16 protein-coding genes and 1 riboswitch are annotated in these 20,684 nt (G+C 42.7%); of the genes, 9 read left to right on the top strand and 7 right to left on the bottom strand.

The window, feature by feature from the left end; genetic code table 11:
* Window positions 1–142: 142 nt before the first annotated feature.
* Window positions 143–1,564, bottom strand: a complete 1,422-nt coding sequence (locus O2Q26_RS14170; RefSeq protein WP_289216518.1) for a hypothetical protein — start codon at window positions 1,562–1,564, stop codon at window positions 143–145.
* Between the two features lie 77 nt (window positions 1,565–1,641).
* A complete protein-coding gene (gene ade / locus O2Q26_RS14165) occupies window positions 1,642–3,414 on the bottom strand; it encodes an adenine deaminase (RefSeq protein WP_289216517.1) in 1,773 nt (590 codons plus the stop codon).
* A 229-nt stretch (window positions 3,415–3,643) separates the two neighbouring features.
* Window positions 3,644–3,746, bottom strand: a riboswitch (purine riboswitch).
* A 161-nt stretch (window positions 3,747–3,907) separates the two neighbouring features.
* On the opposite strand from ade, the gene O2Q26_RS14160 reads away from it, so the two are divergent.
* The 7 genes from O2Q26_RS14160 to O2Q26_RS14130 all read left to right on the top strand — a co-directional run bounded on the left by O2Q26_RS14160 (window position 3,908) and on the right by O2Q26_RS14130 (window position 11,382).
* Window positions 3,908–4,891 carry an ABC transporter substrate-binding protein gene (locus O2Q26_RS14160; protein ID WP_289216516.1) on the top strand — a complete coding sequence of 328 codons (984 nt, stop codon included), beginning with the start codon at window positions 3,908–3,910 and terminating at the stop codon, window positions 4,889–4,891.
* A gap of 525 nt (window positions 4,892–5,416) precedes the next feature.
* Window positions 5,417–6,013 (top strand): class I SAM-dependent methyltransferase, encoded by a 597-nt coding sequence (locus O2Q26_RS14155; RefSeq protein WP_289216515.1) that lies wholly within the window; start codon window positions 5,417–5,419, stop codon window positions 6,011–6,013.
* 132 nt (window positions 6,014–6,145) lie between these two features.
* Window positions 6,146–6,355 carry a hypothetical protein gene (locus O2Q26_RS14150; protein ID WP_289216514.1) on the top strand — a complete coding sequence of 70 codons (210 nt, stop codon included), beginning with the start codon at window positions 6,146–6,148 and terminating at the stop codon, window positions 6,353–6,355.
* Between the two features lie 70 nt (window positions 6,356–6,425).
* Window positions 6,426–7,415: a LacI family DNA-binding transcriptional regulator gene (locus O2Q26_RS14145; protein ID WP_289216513.1), complete on the top strand. Its 990-nt coding sequence runs from the start codon at window positions 6,426–6,428 to the stop codon at window positions 7,413–7,415.
* Between the two features lie 192 nt (window positions 7,416–7,607).
* Window positions 7,608–9,008, top strand: a complete 1,401-nt coding sequence (locus O2Q26_RS14140) for a sucrose-specific PTS transporter subunit IIBC (protein WP_289216512.1) — start codon at window positions 7,608–7,610, stop codon at window positions 9,006–9,008.
* A 66-nt stretch (window positions 9,009–9,074) separates the two neighbouring features.
* Window positions 9,075–10,511 carry a sucrose-6-phosphate hydrolase gene (locus O2Q26_RS14135; protein WP_289216511.1) on the top strand — a complete coding sequence of 479 codons (1,437 nt, stop codon included), beginning with the start codon at window positions 9,075–9,077 and terminating at the stop codon, window positions 10,509–10,511.
* 4 nt (window positions 10,512–10,515) lie between these two features.
* Complete coding sequence (locus O2Q26_RS14130) at window positions 10,516–11,382, top strand: ROK family protein (protein ID WP_289216510.1); 867 nt, start codon at window positions 10,516–10,518, stop codon at window positions 11,380–11,382.
* Between the two features lie 910 nt (window positions 11,383–12,292).
* Here O2Q26_RS14130 and manA read toward each other — a convergent pair.
* Window positions 12,293–13,249: a mannose-6-phosphate isomerase, class I gene (manA, locus tag O2Q26_RS14125; protein ID WP_289216509.1), complete on the bottom strand. Its 957-nt coding sequence runs from the start codon at window positions 13,247–13,249 to the stop codon at window positions 12,293–12,295.
* A gap of 232 nt (window positions 13,250–13,481) precedes the next feature.
* Between manA and O2Q26_RS14120 the strand changes: the two genes are divergently transcribed.
* On the top strand, window positions 13,482–14,321 hold the full coding sequence (locus O2Q26_RS14120) for an MBL fold metallo-hydrolase (protein ID WP_289216508.1): 840 nt from the start codon (window positions 13,482–13,484) through the stop codon (window positions 14,319–14,321).
* 102 nt (window positions 14,322–14,423) lie between these two features.
* Here the strand turns inward: O2Q26_RS14120 and gntK are convergent, their stop codons facing one another.
* The 3 genes from gntK to gnd form a co-directional block, all read right to left on the bottom strand.
* Entirely contained in the window at window positions 14,424–15,968 is a 1,545-nt protein-coding gene (gntK, locus tag O2Q26_RS14115) for a gluconokinase (RefSeq protein ID WP_289216507.1), read from the bottom strand.
* Between the two features lie 87 nt (window positions 15,969–16,055).
* Window positions 16,056–17,411, bottom strand: a complete 1,356-nt coding sequence (locus O2Q26_RS14110) for a GntT/GntP/DsdX family permease (protein ID WP_289216506.1) — start codon at window positions 17,409–17,411, stop codon at window positions 16,056–16,058.
* A gap of 53 nt (window positions 17,412–17,464) precedes the next feature.
* A complete protein-coding gene (gene gnd, locus O2Q26_RS14105) occupies window positions 17,465–18,361 on the bottom strand; it encodes a phosphogluconate dehydrogenase (NAD(+)-dependent, decarboxylating) (protein ID WP_289216505.1) in 897 nt (298 codons plus the stop codon).
* 138 nt (window positions 18,362–18,499) lie between these two features.
* Here gnd and O2Q26_RS14100 point away from each other — a divergent pair, with 138 nt between their 5' ends.
* On the top strand, window positions 18,500–19,354 hold the full coding sequence (locus O2Q26_RS14100; protein ID WP_289216720.1) for a MurR/RpiR family transcriptional regulator: 855 nt from the start codon (window positions 18,500–18,502) through the stop codon (window positions 19,352–19,354).
* 34 nt (window positions 19,355–19,388) lie between these two features.
* On the opposite strand, the gene O2Q26_RS14095 is transcribed toward O2Q26_RS14100, so the two are convergent.
* Window positions 19,389–20,447, bottom strand: coding sequence for a hypothetical protein (locus O2Q26_RS14095; protein WP_289216504.1), 1,059 nt, complete (start codon window positions 20,445–20,447; stop codon window positions 19,389–19,391).
* Window positions 20,448–20,684 lie beyond the last annotated feature (237 nt).

Raw genomic sequence — 20,684 nt, 5'->3', positions numbered from 1 at the left:
CTCCAACGTCAGGTATCCGTTTGGAAAGTGTCCGGTCTACTCTGGACTTTTAATTTGTTTTGTTTATCCACGTTTACATACATCAGTCAAGAAACATTCCCCACGTAAAATAAGCTGGCTTCCAATGCAGAAGCCAGCTGCTTCAAAATATGAACATGGCAAGAAAAGTAGAAACGACAAGTCCGATTATGACCGGCGCAAAATTTTTCCGTACTAAATCCATGACTGATACACCACAGAATCCAGCAATTGCTATTAAAGAGGACCATGCGATAATGGTTCCTCCACCTGTCCAGATCGACCCCATTTGACCTATAGCAGCGAGTGTAGCAGGATCGATCTCACTGTTGGCAAGTGAGGCAGCCAGTGCTCCAGTCAAAGGTAACCCTGAAAAACCTGAACCGTCGAGCCCTGTGATGATTCCAATAATTAAAATGCTGAAAGCTGCTAAAAATGCATTTTGAGGAACCATATCGTGTGTGGACTGGACTAAATCGAATAAAAGAGCCGGTCCTGCGGCTTCCGAAACGGATAAAATATCGCCAGAAAAATCTGGACTGCCAAGAAAAAAGAAGCCCGCGATCGGAATGACAGGCCCCATTGCCTTGAACGCAAAAACGAAACCTTCCGTAATATGATCACTAATATAATCGAGAGCACGGTGCTTGCCAAAAGCAACAGTCGAAAGCAACAGTAAAATAACGGCTACGCCGCCGATGAAGGCGGCCCCATCCCCGCCTTCAAATCCTCCCATACGACCAGCGGTCAGCTTTGTAGAAACCATATAAAGCATAACGGCAAGCATGGACAGCGGAAAGATTACTGCAAATGTTTTGCTCCATAAGTGCAAGTTTTTGTTTTGACTGTGATGTTGGTTTTTCAATCCCTGCATCGATTGGATCTCCAGCTCATTACGAGGATCCGTCCTTACACGGAAAGAGTTACGATGCAAAAGGTAGGCCGTCCCAATCGCAACAGCTCCTGTAATCAAGGATAGGATAAGCGCTTGGTCCATAACAGCTGCAGTGGAAACTCCAGCTGATTTCGCTGATAAGCCAGGTGCGACCTGAACAATGTAGTCCGAAGATAGCGCCATTCCTTGACCGGCAAGCGCAACGGCCGCTGCGGCACTCATTGCAGGCAGGCCAGATTTAATTGCGGCCGGCACAAGCAGCGCACAGATAAGCGGAACAGCAGGAGTAGGCCAAAAGAACAGAGAGATGACATAGGTTACCGCTATTAATACAAAAAACGAAACATGGCTATTGATCATCACCTTCTGGATCGGCTCAATCATCCTTCGGTCAGCCTCAAGGTCTTTCAAGGAATGCAAAAGAGCGACCATAAACGTAATGATTAAAAAGATGTTGAATAATTCACGTGCCGCTACTAAATTTGCATTGAATATAGCCGTAAATCCACCTATCAAATTTCCGCTGAATACCCACGCAACGAAAAATGTGCCAACTAACGTCGGAAATACGACGCCTTTACGAAATATCATCGTTAGGATGATAAGGAATGTGAAGAACCCATATAACCAATGGGAAACGGTCAGTTCCACGACCCATCGCCTCCTGGACCATCTTATAGACACAGAGGGTCTAGGAATAACCTATGCCATTCCCAAAAGATGGGTGTCTACCTTTCTAAAGGAATCAACTCAAAGGTTTCTACATCAGCCAGTCCGCGATTCGTGATGCGCAAGCTTGGAATGACGGGCAGTGCAATTAAAGAGAAAGTCATGAAGGGAGCATTCATTTTGCAGCCAATCTGTGACCACGCTTTTTCTAATTTCACCACTTGCTCGGTTACAGACTCCAAAGGCTGATCTGACATCAGTCCGGCAATTGGAAGTGGGACTTCTGCAAGTATTTTACCATTCTCAACAACGATCATTCCTCCACCGATCTTCGCTAATTGATTGGCCGCTATAGCCATATCTTCCTCATTCACGCCCATGACAAGTAAATTATGACTATCATGCGCTACCGTGGAAGCAACAGCTCCTTTTTTAATAGAAAATCCCTTAACAAAAGCATTGGAAATTTCCCCTGACCGGTGGTGACGGTCGATGCAGGAGAGACGAATGATATCCTGCTCATGGTCTATCTGTATCACCCCGTTTTCTACAAGGAGCCGGGCGTGCGATTTAACAGTCCTCGCATTATTTTCAACCGCCTCTATAACATTCACCTCTGTTTCATGGGACTGGCTGCTCTTAGCAAAGAAGTCCTCGGCTTTTAAAGGTTCTTTAAGGTGAACAGAGTTTTTAGCTTTTTCGGGATATGTGTAGGTAGGGAAATCGACTTGATATTGTCCGTTATCATAAATGATATCACCTCCGACGATTACGGTACTTGGGTCTACGTTTTCTAATTCTTCTATTAAAAGAAGATCAGCTCTTTTGCCAGGAGCTATGCTTCCAAGCTCATTTCCATAATTGAAATAATTTGCAATATTAATGGTCGCCAGCTGAATTGCTGTGGAAGGATCGATCCCTTCTTGAATCGCCTTACGAACAACGTGATTAAGGTGACCCTGGTTTGTCAACGTCTGTGGATATACATCATCAGTGATGAGCGACATGTTTTCTGTAGGCATATGATTCTCTGTAATGATCGGGGCCAATTGTTTCACATCCTGCCAGGCTGAACCTTCCCGGATCATGAGATGCATTCCAATCCGCAATTTCGCCAGGGCTTGTTCTCTAGTCACCGTTTCATGACATGAAGTTACGCCTGATGCTGCATAGGCTTGAAGCATTTTAGGGTCTTCAGCAGGTATATGCCCCGTCACGGTTTTCCCGGATTGTATTGTCGCTTCAATTTCAGTCGTCATCTTGTGGTCGCCGTAGACAACCCCTGGGAAGTTCATGACTTCACCTAAACCGGCTACGTTTTTCCACCCTAAAGCTTCTTCCACATGTTCTGGGAGCAATTCGGCGCCTGCATCTTCCAGTGTATCAGTTGCAGGTACGCAGGAAGGTACAGTAGTAAATACGCGCAAGGGTAAGTGCTGTCCTTCTTCGTGCATCCAGCGGACCCCTTCTAAACCGAAGACATTAGCAATTTCATGTGGGTCCATAAAAACCGTTGTCGTTCCTTTTTTAAGGGCGGCTTTGGCGAACTCGGTGACACTGAGCATCGTACTTTCTACATGCATGTGGCCGTCGATGAGACCGGGTGTAATATATTTACCTTTCGCATCGATCACTACGGTTTCGTCACCGATCAATGAGGAACAATCCCCGATAAAAGCGATGCATCCGTCGGTAATAGCAATATCTTTTTCTTTTTCGTACTCCTTTGTATGAACGTTCACAAGGATACCATTGGTAATAACAGTGTCCGCCTTTCTGTGACCAAGAGCTGTATTTGCCAGATTTTTGCGCTGCTGCATTGATATGGACATGGGGAAGTCTCCTTTTATAAATTGTCTTTTTACATGATGCATTCAAATTTTTGAGGATAATTAGTAAGAGCTCGAACTCATCATCCTGCTCTTTTAAGAGGATGGATGATGTTGCTTTACTTTGTAAGGTGGTGAAACTCAATCAATGAATCGACATTACGCTTCATGACTTTAAATAAAAAAAACCTGGACCAGCTGTCCAGGTGTACCATGCTTTCTGAGGGTATACGAGTCCCTTCAGAAAGTATGTAGTCCGGCAATTTACGGTTGCCTGGGTAGAAACACCTGAGCCTTATTCTCAAGCCTATACATTAGAAAATATCGTTGAATGTTATTCGATAGTATAGAAGAAATCCTTTCAGCCGTCAATTTTTAGCAGGAAATTTGTTTGACTTAGAAAAACAAAAAGACTATCATAGTATTGATAATGATAATCTTTATCAATTGAACGATGTACATATGGATTAAATGTTAAGAGAGAGGAGATGTTGTGATGAAGAATGTTACCATTTATTTGATAGCAGGGATATTGCTGCTTCTTGCTGCCTGCAGTGATTCAGAGGAAAGCTCAACAACTGATCAGGAGGACGAACAAGAGAAAAGAAGTGTAACGATAGAAGATGGTATGGGGGAAAAAACGATTGAAGGAACGCCTGAGGATGTTGTTGTATTGGAATGGTCCTACGTGGAACATGTATTACCACTTGGGATAGAGCCGGTGGGTGTAGCAGATGTAGATGGGTATAATAAATGGATAAACGTAGGGGATCCGCTTCCTGACTCGACAGAAGATGTAGGGACTCGTGCTGAACCGAACCTTGAAGCTATCGCAAGATTAGAGCCAGATTTAATTATTGGAGCTAAATATAATCACGAAGGTATCGCTGAGGAACTTGAAGAAATTGCTCCAACCGTCATGTTCTCGCCTTATTCGGAAGAAGACGCAGATGATCAATATGAACATTTACTTAATGAATTCGATACTGCGGCCGAGATTTTTGACAAGCAGGAGGAAGCTGAACAAACGAAACAACAGTTGGATGATACCTTCAGCGAGCAATCCGAGCGGTTAGATGAGGCTGGCCTGGACACTATTGAGGCAGTTGTTACACAAGCCTTCACAGCCCAAGACTCTACTATAATGAGACACTTCACTGATAACTCGGTGGTAGCAGGAGTTCTAGAAGAAATCGGCGTTGATAATGCCGTGGAAACAGAAGAACCGGAGATTTATGGATTTTTGGAAACTGATATTGAGGCACTTCAAAATTACCAGGATGCTCGATTCTTCTATCTAGTTTTAGAGGAGGATAATGTGTTCGAACAATTAGAGGATAATCCAGCATGGACAAACCTTGATTTTGTAGAAGAAGGTCATACGTATGAGCTTCCAGGAGATATGGGTACGTTTGCTGGCCCCTTATCAGCAGAAAGACTGGCGGTTGAATTGACAGACGCTTTGATAGAAAATGAGTAGCTTTAAAACCTCACATTTCGATGTGAGGTTTTTTGGATTATCTCTCTTAAAGTTCCCAGTTAATATTCATATAAGCTCCGTATTTTTGAACAGTTTCGAGACATAGAGGGAGTTTAGGGGCTGCGGGAAAAGGTTCGCTTTCAGCGGGGCGGGCGCTGAGCCTCCTTGAGTCTCACCGTTTCCATCCGCCCCTCTTCCCTAGAAGTATCTCGAAACCGCTGCAATGAAAAAAGCAGAAATCTAGATGTAAGTATTTGTTTCAAATTGAAAGACTTGCTATAGAGCGCACACTGCCTATAGTACAGGAATGACTGAAGCGGCTCCTTCTGGGAGAGGATTCTTTTTCAACTCCGGCCACCCCTGACTTTTAATACGGCAATGAACTCCAGTTTTCTGGAAACCAATTGTTCAGCAATTCTGCCATATCATTGAATAATTCTCTTATGAAAAAATCAACAATAACGCTAAAGATGGATTTTTGATTTTAATAAAGGGTAAACAAACAAATAAAAAGGGGGGAGTTTCATGACTGGAAGAGTATTTCCTTTTATTTATGACGCGGCCATGAAGCCAATTGAAGAAAAAAGGTTTCATAGAATAAGAGAAGAACTAGTAACACTTGCAGAAGGAAGAGTGTTGGAGTTAGGGGCTGGAACAGGTTTGAATTTTCCTTACTACAAAGATGTACATTCTGTTGATGCTATTGACCCGAACTCTGGGATGATTAATCATGCCTTCAAAAATGCAATGAAATCAAACGTTACTATCCGTTTCCATGAAGCAGGAGCCGAAACTCTTCCTTTTAAGGATGACTCGTTTGATTCAATTGTTGGAACACTCGTATTTTGTACAATTCCGGAACCTGATCGAGCAATTAAAGAATTGAAGAGAGTAAGTCGCCCTGGAGCTAAAATACTTCTTTTTGAACATGTGAGAACAGATCCACAGTGGGTCGCTCGTACACAGGATTTTTTGACACCTTTATGGAAGCAGGTGTGTGATGGCTGCCACTTAAATAGAGACACTTTAGAGCTCTTCAAACAAGCAGGTGTTGATATTGACACGGTTAAATCTTTTTATAACGGATTGTTTCTTCAAATAACAGCTTCTATCAATAAGTGAAAAAATGAAAATCACTCCTGTAAAAGTAGTTTTACTAATAAAGAAAAGCATAGAAGGTTATATTTTGCTGATTAGCAGCTTATCGGACGAAGGAGTATAGTATGGACAAACATACGAAGGAGTGACCTTTTGATGAGCTATTTCAATGAGCTGGATAGGAAAGGTTTAGAGGATGTAATTCAAATAAGAACGACTTGCTGGAAATGTAAGGAACTCGTAGAAGAAAAAGATATGGTGACGGTAACGGATGGAAAGACAAAATGGATGGAACTGTGCCGGGATTGCTACGATTTTTATAGAGACATAAAAAAGTTTTCTGCTTTTGGTAAGCAAAGAAGTTAATAGCTCTCATAGACAATAGCTCGTATATCCCCTAAAATAATTGTAGATAATGACAGTTGGAGGCGCGGATATGACGACTATAAATGATATTGCAAAATTGGCTAATGTTTCTCGAACTACGGTTTCCCGGGTATTGAACAATAACGGGTATGTGAGTGATGAAGTTCGGAAGCGCATTATGAAAATAGTAGAAGAGACCGGCTATATCCCAAGTTTATCCGCCAAATCACTGCGCACAAAGAAATCAGGGGTCATTGGCGTCATCCTGCCGAAAATAAGTACAGAGACAGCAAGCCGTGTTGTCAGTGGGATCAACGAAGTAGTAGCTGGTGAAAACTTCCAGATCTTATTGACGGACACCGAATTAAATAAAGAGAAAGAAATCGAATACATTCGTTTGCTGCAAAGCCGTCACGTGGACGGTATTATTTTACTTGCTACAAACATCAACGACCGCTTGATCTCTACCATCGAGGGTGCCGCTCTTCCTTTTATCTCCTTAGGGCAAGATCTTCCTGGGGTAACTTCTATCGTATATGATGACTATCACGCTTCTGTCGATATGACCAACATGCTGATCAGTCAGGGTCATGAAAAAATAGCATTTATCGGAGTAGGAGAGGAAGATCCCTCAGTCGGGATCGAGAGAAAAAAAGGTTACTTTGATTCGCTTGAAAAGCACCAACTTCCAACTAATGATTCATGGATACAACTAGGTGATTTCAGTATTGAATCTGGCTATGAAAGTATGAAGAAAATAGTAAAGCGCAATGAAGGCAATCTTCCTACTGCCGTATTTGTCGTAACCGATCGCATGGCTATTGGCGCGATGGAGTATTTAAGAGAACAAGGAATCCGAATTCCTCAGGATATGGCCGTTGCAGGAATTGGTGCGTCAACCTTGTCTCAATATGTGACGCCCGCTCTGACAACGATTGATTATTTCAATAAAGAAGCAGGGAAAAAAGCAGCGGAGTTGTTGCTCCAGCAACTGAAACAAAAAAAAGAAAAAGAAAAATTTATTCAAACCTATAGACTTATAAAAAGAGATAGTGTATAGTATAAATCAATAAATGATATGTAATCGATTACACACAGTTGTAATCTTTTTACGAAAACAATTTACAAACGCTTACATTTTTTATTTACTTAATGTGTAATCGATTCCTTGTTTTGAAATTTGATAGCGCAATCATTTTAGTTTTAGCGTTGTGTAATCGATCACATATCTAACCAACAGGGAGGTTTAACAATGGCTAGTAACAATGAAATTGCTAAGCAGGTCATTGAAGCGGTCGGCGGTGAAGAAAATATTCAGTCGATCGCACACTGTGCAACACGCTTGAGAGTCATGGTGCATGAAAGGGAAAAAGTTGATGTAGAGAGCTTAGAGAACATTGAAAAAGTGAAAGGTGCTTTCTATAACTCTGGACAGTACCAAATCATTTTCGGAACAGGAACAGTAAACCGTATTTATGAAGAAGTAACGAATCTTGGAGTCGAAGGATCTTCCAAGTCTGAAATGAAAGAAGAAGCTAAAAAGCAGGGAACGATGTTCCAGCGGGCTGTACGTACTTTCGGTGATGTATTTGTACCGATTATCCCCGTTCTTGTAGCTACAGGGCTGTTTATGGGTCTTCGCGGACTATTGATCCAGGAAAGATTCTTAGCTATGTTCGGTTTGACACCAGATAGTGTACCTGAAAATATCATTCTGTTCACTCAAGTTTTAACAGATACTGCGTTCATATTCCTGCCAGCATTAGTGGCGTGGTCGACGTTTAGAGTCTTTGGAGGAACCCCGGTCATCGGTCTCGTATTAGGACTCATGCTTGTATCGCCTGCATTACCTGATGCGTGGGCAGTGGCAGCGGGAGATGCTGAACCAATTTACATGTTTGGATTCATCCCGATCGTCGGTTATCAAGGTTCTGTGCTTCCAGCATTCTTTGCCGGCTTGGTTGGTGCTAAACTAGAGAAAGCGTGTCGTAAACGAATACCTGAAGCGCTTGATTTAATTTTGACACCGTTCATTGTATTACTAGTTATGATAGCTTTGTCCCTTTTCGTACTTGGACCTATTCTGCATACGGCAGAGGACGGAATTTTTCAGGCTATGCTATTCTTGCTGGATCTTCCATTCGGTTTAAGTGGTTTGACAATCGGTCTGTTCCACCAGGTCATAGTTGTCACTGGGGTACACCATATCTTCAACTTCTTAGAAATCCAATTGTTCGAGAATTTAGGGTATAACCCGTTCAACCCTGTCATCACAGGTGCGATTGCAGCTCAAGGTGGAGCGGCTCTTGCAGTTGGTGTTAAAACGAGCTCCAATAAACTTAAAGCGCTAGCTTACCCATCTTCATTGTCTGCGTTTCTGGGTATTACAGAACCGGCAATCTTTGGTGTTAACCTTCGCTACATGAAGCCGTTTCTTATGGGATTGATCGGTGGCGGTGTTTCTGGTTTCCTTGCTTCGATTTTCAACTTGAAGGCAACAGGCTTAGCTATTACGGTTATTCCAGGATCACTGCTTTACTTGAATGAACAAATCATCGGTTACCTGATCGTCAATATTGTCGCGATTGCGGTAGCGTTCATCTTGACGTACTTGTTTGGATTTAATGATAAGATGCTAGACAAGAAAAAATAATTATATTTTCAAAAGGGACCTGGGCACGCGGCTAGGTCTCCTTTTATTCCATAAGGAGATATTTCTATGACGCATGACAGCAAATTACGAGAGCAAGCTTACGAGGCGGTTAAAAATCACCACGGTGACATAAGGAACGATCCGTACTACCCTTCCTATCATTTGGCGCCGCCGGTTGGCTTATTGAACGATCCTAATGGCTGGATCCAATGGAAAGGTAAATATCATCTTTTCTTTCAGTGGATGCCGTTCCACACGGGTCATGGGGCGAAGTTCTGGGGGCATTACAGTACAACGAATTTAGTTGACTGGTCACTAGAGCCGATTGCGCTCACGCCTAGCGATTGGTTTGATAAAAATGGCTGTTATTCTGGAAGTGCGGTAGATGACGATGGCCTATTAAAGCTCTTTTACACAGGAAATGTAAAAGACGAATCCGGACAGAGAGAAAGTTACCAATGCCTTGCGGAATCTGCAGATGGTGTAACTTTTTCAAAAAAGGGAGTAAAACTCGAACTCCCAGAAGGATACACTCCTCATTTCCGTGATCCGAAAGTGTGGTTTCATAATGGGCTGTGGTATATGGTCATCGGGGCTCAGACAGAAGATGAGGTTGGTTCCGTCGCGTTGTTCGAATCCGAAGATTTAGAAAGTTGGACACACAGGGGAATGATTGCAAAAGCTGATCGTCCTCCGTTTAGCGATCTTGGCTATATGTGGGAATGCCCTGATCTATTTGAGCTGGACGGGCAGGAGGTTTTACTGTTTTCTCCTCAAGGGCTTGAGGCTGATAGGATAGATTTTAATAATCAGTATCAATCTGGTTATGTTGTCGGTCGACTTGATTATGAAAAAGCGGAGCTGTCACACGATCCATTCGTGGAGCTTGATCGAGGATTTGAATTTTATGCTCCTCAGACTACAATGGATGATTTGGGCCGCCGGATTCTTATTGGATGGATGGGCGTCCCTGACCAAAATGAAGCAGAGCAGCCAACTGTTAAGAATGGATGGATCCATCAGATGACACTGCCCCGTGAATTAGTGCTGATCGATGGGCGTATTCATCAGCTTCCATTAGAAGAAATGAAAAACTTGCGCGCTTCTAAAAGCTTTTCTGAAGATGTGAAAGGGGAATGGTCTGGGTCAATCTCAAGAGTTTCTGAACTTCAATTAGAGGGAGAAGTGGAAGAAGTACAGTTATTTGATTACACTACGTTACGTTATGACCGACAAACATCACTTCTGACAATGGAAAGGCCAAGCTATGTGGATGGATCTCTGGAAACACGAAGCTGTCGTTTACCTAAAGGCCTGCGTCATCTTCAGTTATTTATTGACCACTCCTCATTAGAGGTTTTTGTGAACAATGGGGAAGAAGTTTTTACCTCGCGTATTTTTGCTAAGGAAGATAATCGTTCTCTTCAGGTAAAAGGTGAATTAAATGTACAAGCCTGGAATTTAAAAAATGATACAATTGATATAACTAGTCAAGGATGGTGATGAGATGAAATTAGGAGCCATAGAAGCAGGAGGCACGAAATTTGTATGTGCTATTGGAGATGAAGAAGGAAGTATTTTTGAAAAAATCGTAATTCCGACTGAAGCACCAGAAATTACTATGCCTAAAGTTTACGAGTTTTTTAAGGGTAAAGGAATTGAACGCATGGGAGTGGGAAGTTTCGGCCCAATCGATCTCAATGAAAAAGCGGGCACATACGGTCAAATTCAGAAAACCCCTAAAATCGATTGGATCGGTTTTCCCTTAGCGGATAGCCTATCCGAAAAACTGGGAGTACCTGTAACAGTCGATACGGATGTTAACGTGGCAGCGCTATCTGAATCACGCTGGGGGAATGCGACCGACGTAGATACATGCTTGTATATCACAGTGGGTACAGGTATCGGAGCGGGTGCCGTCGTTAATGGCCAAACATTAAAAGGATTGTCTCACCCTGAAATGGGGCATATCGGAGTCCGTCGACATGAGGAAGATTCTTTTTCAGGAGCTTGTCCTTATCACCAGGACTGTTTAGAAGGGATGGCTTCCGGCCCTGCAATCGAAGCAAGGTGGGGAAAGGCTGGTGTAGAACTGTCTGAGGATCCCCGCGTATGGGAAATTGAGGCGCACTACTTAGCTCAAGCGTTAGTGAACTATATTTATATTATCTCTCCAGAACGGATCATCATGGGAGGCGGAGTCATGCAGCAGACCCACTTATTTGATCTGATCCGTAAAAAGGTCGTCGAGATGCTTAATGGATATGTAAGTTCCCCAAGACTGACTGAAGAAAATATAAATGAATATATCGTGCCGCCAGGATTGACGAATGAAGCAGGAGTCAAAGGTGCTCTTGGACTGGCTATGAAATAAAGGATTTCGACTTCGGTCGAAATCTTTTTTTATTTGGCTAAGTTAAAGGTGGTTGTTGATATTGATAAGTGAGTTATTCAACAATATGGCAGGATATTTAAAGAATTGATTTCGAGACATTTGGTGAGTGGGTCAGGGCGGCGGGGAATGACTCGCTTTCCGTGGGAGCGCGTTGAGCTTCCTCGGACGTTCCGTCCTGCGGGATCTCACCAAACACTCTCTTCCCACAGGAGTCTTCACCATTCCCCGCTGCCCCTAACTATGATTTGCTTCTCGAAATCGCTTTAAAAACTTTCTTAGTAATACTGGGAGGATTAAACTCCAGTGGAGGGTATATAGTATTTTAGATTTAATACTCGCTGTACTTTAAGGTATTTCCAGGCATTTTTTTGAACAAAAAGTCTCGCTGGTTATCACTCTAAAGCAGTTATTTTTTATATAAGAACCGTATAAGATGTTTCCATTATCCTCACAAAAGCAAGATGATCCAGGATATGGAGAGACTCCAGGGATACGCGGTATTTTTAAATTATTTCAAGCACTGGTTAATATTTCTGAACTTGGTGATAGTTTCGAGTACCTTACAATCTTATGGTGGCTTTAGAAAACGGTGAGACTCCTGCGGGATGTACATGATAGGTGAGATCCCGGAAGGCGAAGCCTGAGGAAACTCACCACATGCCCGCGGAAAGCGATCCGTTTTCTGAAGGTACCATATTCTCTTACAAAAGTCTCGAAACTGAGTCTTAAAGAATAGGGAGCTTATTTGAATATCAACACGGAACTTTAATCTAGCCTTTTATTTAGGGAAATGTAAGAAGTGGTTCTGCAAATGTAAGAATAGTGCTTAGGATAATAATGCAGTAAATAAAAAAACGTACGGCTGCTTTAAGCTGTACGTTTGAATATGCTATTTGTTGGATCGTGAACTAATCATTTTAGCTTTTCCGCTCATCTTAAAGTGTGCCACTGTAGCAGGCATAATGAAATGGTCGCCTTTTTTAAACGAAAAATCTTCTGAACCGATATGAACCAATCCTTCCCCATCAAGTACACTGACTAACGTATACTTACCTGGGATCAGATCATTACTTTTTCCATCAAGATCCCAGTGGTGCACAGTAAAATATTTTTCCCCGACGAGTTTCTCAAAGCGGAGCCCCGCTTCTAAATAAGATTCTCTAGTTAGATCAGGATCCAAGTGAGGTACCGTTGTTACATCTAAAGAACGTTCTAAATGCAGCTCCCGTTTTTGACCGTCGGCACCCGTTCTGTCGTAATCATAGACGCGGTACGTAATATCTGAGCTCTGCTGAGTTTCTAATATTTGAATACCTTCGCCGATAGCATGAATAGTCCCGCTAGGCACATAGAAGAAATCTCCTGGCTGCACGGGAATTCTGCGCAGTAAGCTGTCCCACTGCCCGCGATCTATCATAGAAGTGAGTTCCTCTTTATTTTTAGCGTGATGACCGAAAATAATTTCTGATTCTTCCTCACAGTCGATTACATACCAGCATTCTGTTTTGCCGTAGTTTTGATTCTCTACTTCACGTGCATATTGATCATCAGGATGGACCTGGACTGATAAGTCTTTCTTGGAATCAAGGATTTTGACGAGTAAAGGAAATTCCTCGCCCTCCTCATTTCCGAATAGTTCACGATGCTGCTCCCATGCTTCGGCCAGGGTTTTACCACTAAGAGGTCCATTTAAAATGGTATTTGGTCCATTTGCATGACCGGAAATCCCCCAGCATTCCCCTGTTGTATCAGAGGGGATGTCATAGTTGAAAATCTTTTTAAGTTTTGTTCCGCCCCAAATACGCTCTTTAAATTCGGGATGTAGAAAAATGGGTTCTTTATACATGGCGTTTTACACACACCTTCGTCGCTTATTATACGTTCTAACGGTCATTGTACCATAAGTTTACGGTGAAGATGACAGCGTTTTAAAGCAAAGAAAAGATTTTATTTACCCATATATATCGGGTTTTTAAAGTTGATATAAAAGCAAACCTTAATTGATTCCTTTAAACCTCTCGTTGAAGTGTAGGATCAAATTACAGCGGGAACATGTACCTAAAAAGGAGGGCATAAAAATGGAAGATAGATTGATTCCTGTCACTTCAGTAGCCACAGGCATTAAACAATCCTTCGCTGCCGATATTCATTGCCTTACGATCCAAGTCGTTAACGTGTGTTTTGTCGGTCATCCGGACCAACCACAAGACTGGGTCTTGGTCGATGCAGGTATGCCTAAATCAGCGGATCGCATACTGGAAGCGGCAGATGAAATATATGGAGAGCACAACCGCCCGAAAGCTATCATTCTCACTCATGGTCATTTCGATCACGTCGGTGCAGTAGGGAAACTTGCTGAGCATTGGAGAGTACCGGTTTACGCGCATCGTGATGAGCTGCCATATCTAACTGGAAAAAAAGATTATCCTGAACCGGATACTAGCGTAGAAGGCGGGCTGGTCGTTAAAATGTCACGTATGTTCCCGAACGAAGGAATCGATATTAGCGAACATATTCGTCCACTTCCAGAAGATGGTACAGTACCTCACATGGAAGGGTGGGAATCAATTCACACCCCAGGTCATACGGAAGGTCATATCTCTTTATTCCGTGAAGAAGATCGAGCACTGATAGCGGGGGATGCATTTATTACCGTTAAACAAGAGGATTTATCAAAGGTTCTTACTCAGAAGCAGGAGATCAGCGGTCCGCCTCGCTACTTGACTATGAATTGGAAGCAGGCACGGACGTCTGTGGCAAAACTCAATTCACTGAACCCAAAATTAGCCGTTACTGGGCATGGTTTTCCTATGAGAGGTGCCACCTTGAAGGAGAATCTGGATAAATTAGACTCCCAATTTGAACAGATTGCTGTGCCTAAACATGGAAAATTCGTAGGTGATGAAAAAAAAGATTAGAGAGGACAGCTCCCTTTATGTACTTAACCAACTTCTCATTGGAAGTATGAAAAAGGGTACAAATCAAAAGCGCTCCCTTCCACTAGGAGGGAGCGCTTTATTTTACTGAATGTGGTTACGTTGAAATTCGGCTATCGATTCGTACTCTTCTTGTAGACTACGAGATAAACGGATGTAAATCGGAAGAAGCTCACGATATACAGCTGATGTTTCTGCTACTGGTTCATGCGTATGAGTGTGCCCGAGCATATCCGATACGATGCTGAAATCTTCAATTTCGCCTGTAGCGTACATCCCAAGGACTACTGCTCCGAGACAGGAGCTTTCGTAGCTTTCAGGGACTACAACAGGTTTATCGAAAATGTCTGTCATCATTTGCCGCCAAACTTCCGATCTTGCGAATCCGCCTGTGGCCTGGATGCGTTTAGGTTCGCCCGTGAGCTCTTCAAGCGCGAGCAGGACCGTATATAAGTTATAGATGATCCCTTCTAAAACGGAACGGACCATGTGTTGTTTCTTATGGTGGATGCTGAGTCCGAAAAATGAACCTCTCGCACTTGAATTCCATAGCGGTGCCCGCTCGCCTGTAAGGAATGGGTGGAAAATCAACCCGTCAGATCCGGCCGGAACATTTGTCGCAATCTTGGTCAACACGTCATAAGAATCGATTCCAAGACGCTTGGCCGTTTCTACTTCCGCGGCTGCAAATTCATCCCGCAGCCAGCGAAGCACCATTCCACCATTGTTTACAGGACCACCAATGACCCAGTGGTCTTCAGTCAGCGCATAACAAAAGATCCGACCCTTAGGATCTGTGGTTGGTTTGTTGGTTACGCTTCGAATCGCCCCGCTTGTTCCGATTGTTACAGCAATTACACCAGGATCGATGGCATTGACTCCGAGGTTAGATAATACGCCATCACTCGCACCGACGATGAAAGGAATATTTTCCTTCAAGCCGAGGAATTTTATATATTCTTCTTTTAAACCGGAGATGGAGTGAGTGGTAGGAACGATGTCTGATAATTGATCGATTGATATATCGGCTACAGCTAACGCTTCTTCATCCCAATCAAGCTTTTCCAAATTGAATAGTCCGGTAGCAGAAGCTATGGAATGATCGACAATGTACTCTCCAAATAGTTTATGAAATACATATTCTTTAATCGATATGAATTTGGCTGTTTGGTCAAAAATTTCACGCTGTTCGGCTTTTAGCCACACTAACTTTGAAAGTGGGGACATCGCGTGAATCGGAGTGCCTGTCCGTAAGTAAATTTCGTGGCCGTTTTGATTTTCTTTAATATCTTTTGCATAGATAGAGCTTCGGGTATCGGCCCATGTAATGCTGTTGGTCAACAACTCCCCGTGTTCATCGACAGCGATTAAACTGTGCATTGCTGAACTGAAGGAAACGAACTGAAGATCCTCAGGCTGTATGTGGCTTTTTCTGAGAGCTTCTCTGATAGTTCCTAGAACGGCCTCGAATATTTCTTCCGGGTTCTGTTCAGCCACCAGCTGATTGGGAGTGTGCAGAGGGTAATTGATTGTGTGTTTCGTAATGAGTTCACCTTTTTTATTGAAAAGTACAGATTTCGTACTTGTTGTACCAATATCAACACCTAAGTAATAAGATAGAGCATTCATAGCTGTTATCCTCCCATGCGATTTGAATAGTTTAACAAGAAAAAGGGACAGGCATATGCTATCCCTTTTTCTTCTATAATTTTAATTTTACGATATAAAGAAGCTGATGGCGAATACTACTCCAAAACCGACGAAACCAATGATGGTTTCCATGACGGTCCAGGATTTCAAGGTATCCTTTACATCCAGACCAAAGTAACGGTTTACAAGCCAGAAACCAGAGTCGTTGACGTGAGAGAAAACGGTAGCACCGGCAGCAATGGAGATAACGACTAATCCAAGCACTGGACCTTCTAATCCTAATGTTTCAATCAATGGAGAGACAAGTCCTGCAGCTGTTACCATCGCAACGGTAGCTGACCCTTGAGCCAAACGAACTGCCGTAGAGATGACAAACGCAAGGAGCACGGGCGGCAATGCTGAATCAATCATAATCTCACCAAGAACATCTCCAACGCCTGAATCGATCAATACTTGTTTGAATACACCACCAGCACCTGTTACTAGTATTATGATTCCGGCAGGTTCCATCGCTTTTGTAGCAATCTCCTGCACTTCATCACGTGTGTATCCGCGTTTTGTTCCAAGTAGTGTAAAAGTGAGTAACGTAGCAAAAGTCAGAGCTACGAACGGGTGACCGATGAATGTAGCGATACTTCTGAACACGTTTCCTTCTGCTAAGGTTAATTCAGAAATGGTATTCACTAAGATCAACACTAAAGGAATTAGAATCAACGTAGTGATCAGACCGAATCCTGGAAGGTCCTTATCGTATTCTTTTTGTTGTTCTTCTTCACTGATTTGCATATATTCGGGAACTCCGACATCGATTTTAGAAGCGATGTAACGACCGAAGATTGGTCCTGCTAGAATCATAGATGGAATACCTGCTAGAACACCAAACAAGATAACCCATCCCAAGTCAGCGCCGACTAAGTCAGCAACGGCAATTGGTCCTGGTGTCGGAGGGATAAAGCTGTGTGTAACGGCCAGACCCGCAAGTAAAGGGATCCCGTAATACAAGATGGATTTTCCAGCTTTTTTAGCTAAACCATACACAATAGGGACGAGGATGATGAAACCGACATCAAAAAATACCGGGATAGCTACAAGGAAACCTGTGATTCCTAGCGCCCACTGGGCTTTATCTTCACCAAATTTGGCGATTAATGTTTGTGCCAAACGTTCAGCACCGCCAGAAACTTCAAGCAGCTTCCCGAACATCGCACCTAAACCTACAACGATCGCAACGAACCCAAGGGTTCCGCCCATACCGCTTTCCATTGAATCGATAACATCTCCAAGCGGCATTCCTGCTGCTATCCCTACGATTAAACTGACAAGCAGTAAAGCTACGAAAGCATGAAGTTTTGTGCGGATAACTAGAAATAATAATAGAAAAATTCCGGCCATGGCTATAAAAATCAATGATACATCAGACATAAAAATTCCTCCCTTTAAAATAATTAAACGCTTTCAAATGGTTGTGACATAGACTATTGTTTGACGACCTCGTGACCTCCGAATTCATTTCGCAAAGCGGCGACGACTTTACCTGTGAAGGTGTCATCCTCAAGTGAACGGTAACGCATCATTAATGATAGGGCGATAACAGGAGCAGCGGCTTGTACATCAAGTGCAGTTTCGACTGTCCATTTTCCTTCACCAGATGAATTCATCACCCCTCTGATATCGTCTAGTTTGGCGTCCTTCCCAAAAGCCTGCTCTGTCAGTTCCATCAGCCAGGAGCGGATCACAGATCCATGATTCCACACTTTGGCGACTTTTTCATAGTCATAATCGAACTCACTTTTACTTAAAATATCAAAACCTTCGGCTATGGACTGCATCATTCCATATTCAATGCCGTTATGGATCATTTTAAGGAAGTGTCCGCTGCCCGTTTTTCCTGTATACAAGTATCCGTTTTCTATGGAAACGTCTTCAAAAATAGGTTCGATATGTTTAAATTTATCAGGATTTCCTCCGACCATCGTGCATGCGCCGTTTCTTGCACCATCCATGCCTCCACTTGTTCCGCAATCAAAGAAGTAAATTCCTTTTTCTTCTAAAAATTCAGAGCGGCGAAGAGTATCTTTGTAATTCGAGTTTCCCCCGTCAATGATCATATCTCCAGCTTCTAAATGGGAAGAAAGTGTCTCAATGACTTGTTCTGTGATTTTACCTGCTGGAACCATCATCCAAAGCACTCGGGGTTTCGGCAGGCTAGCTGCAAGCTGATCTAAAGAGCTGTGATAAGTGAAATTTTCATTATCAATTTTTTCCTGTACTGTTAAATCTGTGTCATAACCTAATACTTCGTGGTTATGATCAAGCATGTTAAGTGTGAGGTTAAGACCCATCTTTCCAAGGCCGACCATCCCTATTTTCATCGTAGTTCCTCCATTTGTAAAAAGAATATTTTTTTATCTTGAGGCAATTATATCAAAAATTTTTTCGTTATCAAGACATTTAAAAAAATATTTTTTCTTATATAATGAGAATAATAGTTAAAACAGGAGGTCAATATGATGGAGACTGAAGGACAACATGGATTAGCACGAATTAGAAGTCATTATTCAAAGTTCAGTGATAAAGAAAAGAAAATTGCTGACTACATTTTGGATAACCCGCAGATCATCGTTCACCACACGATTAACCAGGTTGCAGATGAACTGGATGTGGCTGAATCGACCGTCTTTCGCTTTTGTAAAAGGATCGGCTTTAAGGGGTACCAGGCGTTCAAAATTGCCCTTGCAGCTGAAATTGTTACACCAATCAAAGATCTCCACGAAGAGATCAATGATGGAGACAGCGTGTCCACTGTTTCTGAAAAAGTTTTTCGTTCGAATAGTAAGACGTTAGAAAGTACGTTGCAGATTCTGGATGGAACGGCCATCGAAGAGGCTGTCCAGCTATTACTTAATGCGCGGAAGATAGAATTCTATGGCTGCGGGGGATCCGCTGTCGTGGCGTTAGACGGCTACCATAAATTCATACGGACGGGGTTAATGGTCAGCACGCAGCTTGATTCACATATGCAGTTAATGTCTGCATCTCAACTGACTAAAGATGATGTGGCCGTCATCATATCCCACTCTGGTACAACAAAAGATTCACTCGATGTACTGCAAATATTGAATGAGCGTGGAATAAAAACGATTGCCATCACGAATTTCGCAAAGTCACCTCTTACAAAAGAAGCGGATATTTCACTTTACACGGTCTCAGAAGAAACAGATTTCAGGTCAGAAGCATTTTCTTCCAGAATTGCACAGCTGAGCATTATGGATGCCCTTTATACCAATCTAATGATCGCTCTTCAGCAAAAAGGGAAAAATTCATTGGAAAATATGAGGGAAGCGATGTCCCTGAAAAGATTATGAAAAAGCGGGCTGAAAACACTCAGCCCGCTTTTTTTTACGCATATTGGCTAATGTCCTGGAGAACTGAATGAAACAATTCATTCTCGAACGAGGGAGGTACGACATAAAGGTTGCTTAGTTCATCATTAAAATATTTAGCCTGTTTTAAATAATCGATGCCTTTTTTCATGAATGATTTATAGCCCGTAGTCAGTTCAGCAATTTCTTCGGCATGTGCCTCATCGGTTCCGGCTTTAACTGTTTCAGCATATAGGTCCACGATAGAATCTCCATCTTTTTCAGGGAAATATTCATGAGGGTCTGTGCTGTCAAACACACAAAACCCCACCTCTCTGACAATGACCATATCTATACTTTCAGGATCAAATCCACAGTGGTAAAGTTCTACGTTGTAACCTTTCAGCTCTGCTTCAGCAGCGACTTTTTTTAGAAAGGTTGATTTACCTGTTCCTGCCCGACCTTTAACAAAATAACGGTGGGTTAGATTTTCGGTCAAGTTAGGAATGTGATCCAACACACCGCCGGGAGTCGAAGCTCCGAAAAATCGATGCTTAGTGATGGGGGAGGCATTTAGAGGCTTCATTTTTAAATGTTGAATAAAGTCATCTGTTAGTTGATCAGCTCTTTGAAAGTCCATGTTGGATATATAAATGACCTCTAAATCATCATGAATTTCAAGCCCTGTTTGAAAAGCCTCATGGGCATAATTCCAAGCTTCTTTTATTTTTGATCGATAGTGTGCAACTTTTTCCTGTTCCTCTGTTTTTAACAGTTTATCAATATCGATACAGTTCATCGTCCATCGGCCAAACCCTCGAGTGTGGCTGGGACCGCTGTATAGACCGATCTTCAATTCAGGATTGATCAACCCGTCAAGGGCTTCATGATCGGAAGAGCTATGCATGAATTCTAAAAGAAATCCCTCACGGCTCCATTTCTCTGCAATTTTTTTCAAGACATTTGTTTTAATATCATTTGGGCCACCTTTTAACCGGATGACATGGTCTAGATCCTGGAGATTCGAAGCATATAATGGGTAAAATCCTTTAGCGGTATGGTCTCCAGCATAATAGTGAAGCTGGTTTGTACTCATCGCCTCACATCCTCTCTGCATTTGTAAGTACTTTATGCAAAGAAAAAGAAGTGGGTGAACGTCCTGAAATAGTTGTGAGTTTCATTAGTTAAACTAACTGGCAGGATAGTGGAAGACTTGATTTCGAGACATTTGGTGAGTGGATCAGGGCGGCGGGGAATGACTCGCTTTCCGTGGGAGCGCGGTGAGCTTCCTCGGACGTCCCGTCCTGCGGGATCTCACCAAGCACTCTCTTCC

The organism is Halobacillus campisalis, from assembly GCF_030345335.1.
In the GTDB taxonomy this organism is placed as follows: Bacteria; Bacillota; Bacilli; order Bacillales; family Halobacillaceae; genus Halobacillus_A; species Halobacillus_A campisalis.
The sequence above is the reverse complement of the archived record's forward strand: the minus strand, read 5'-3'. Positions and strand labels throughout refer to the sequence as shown.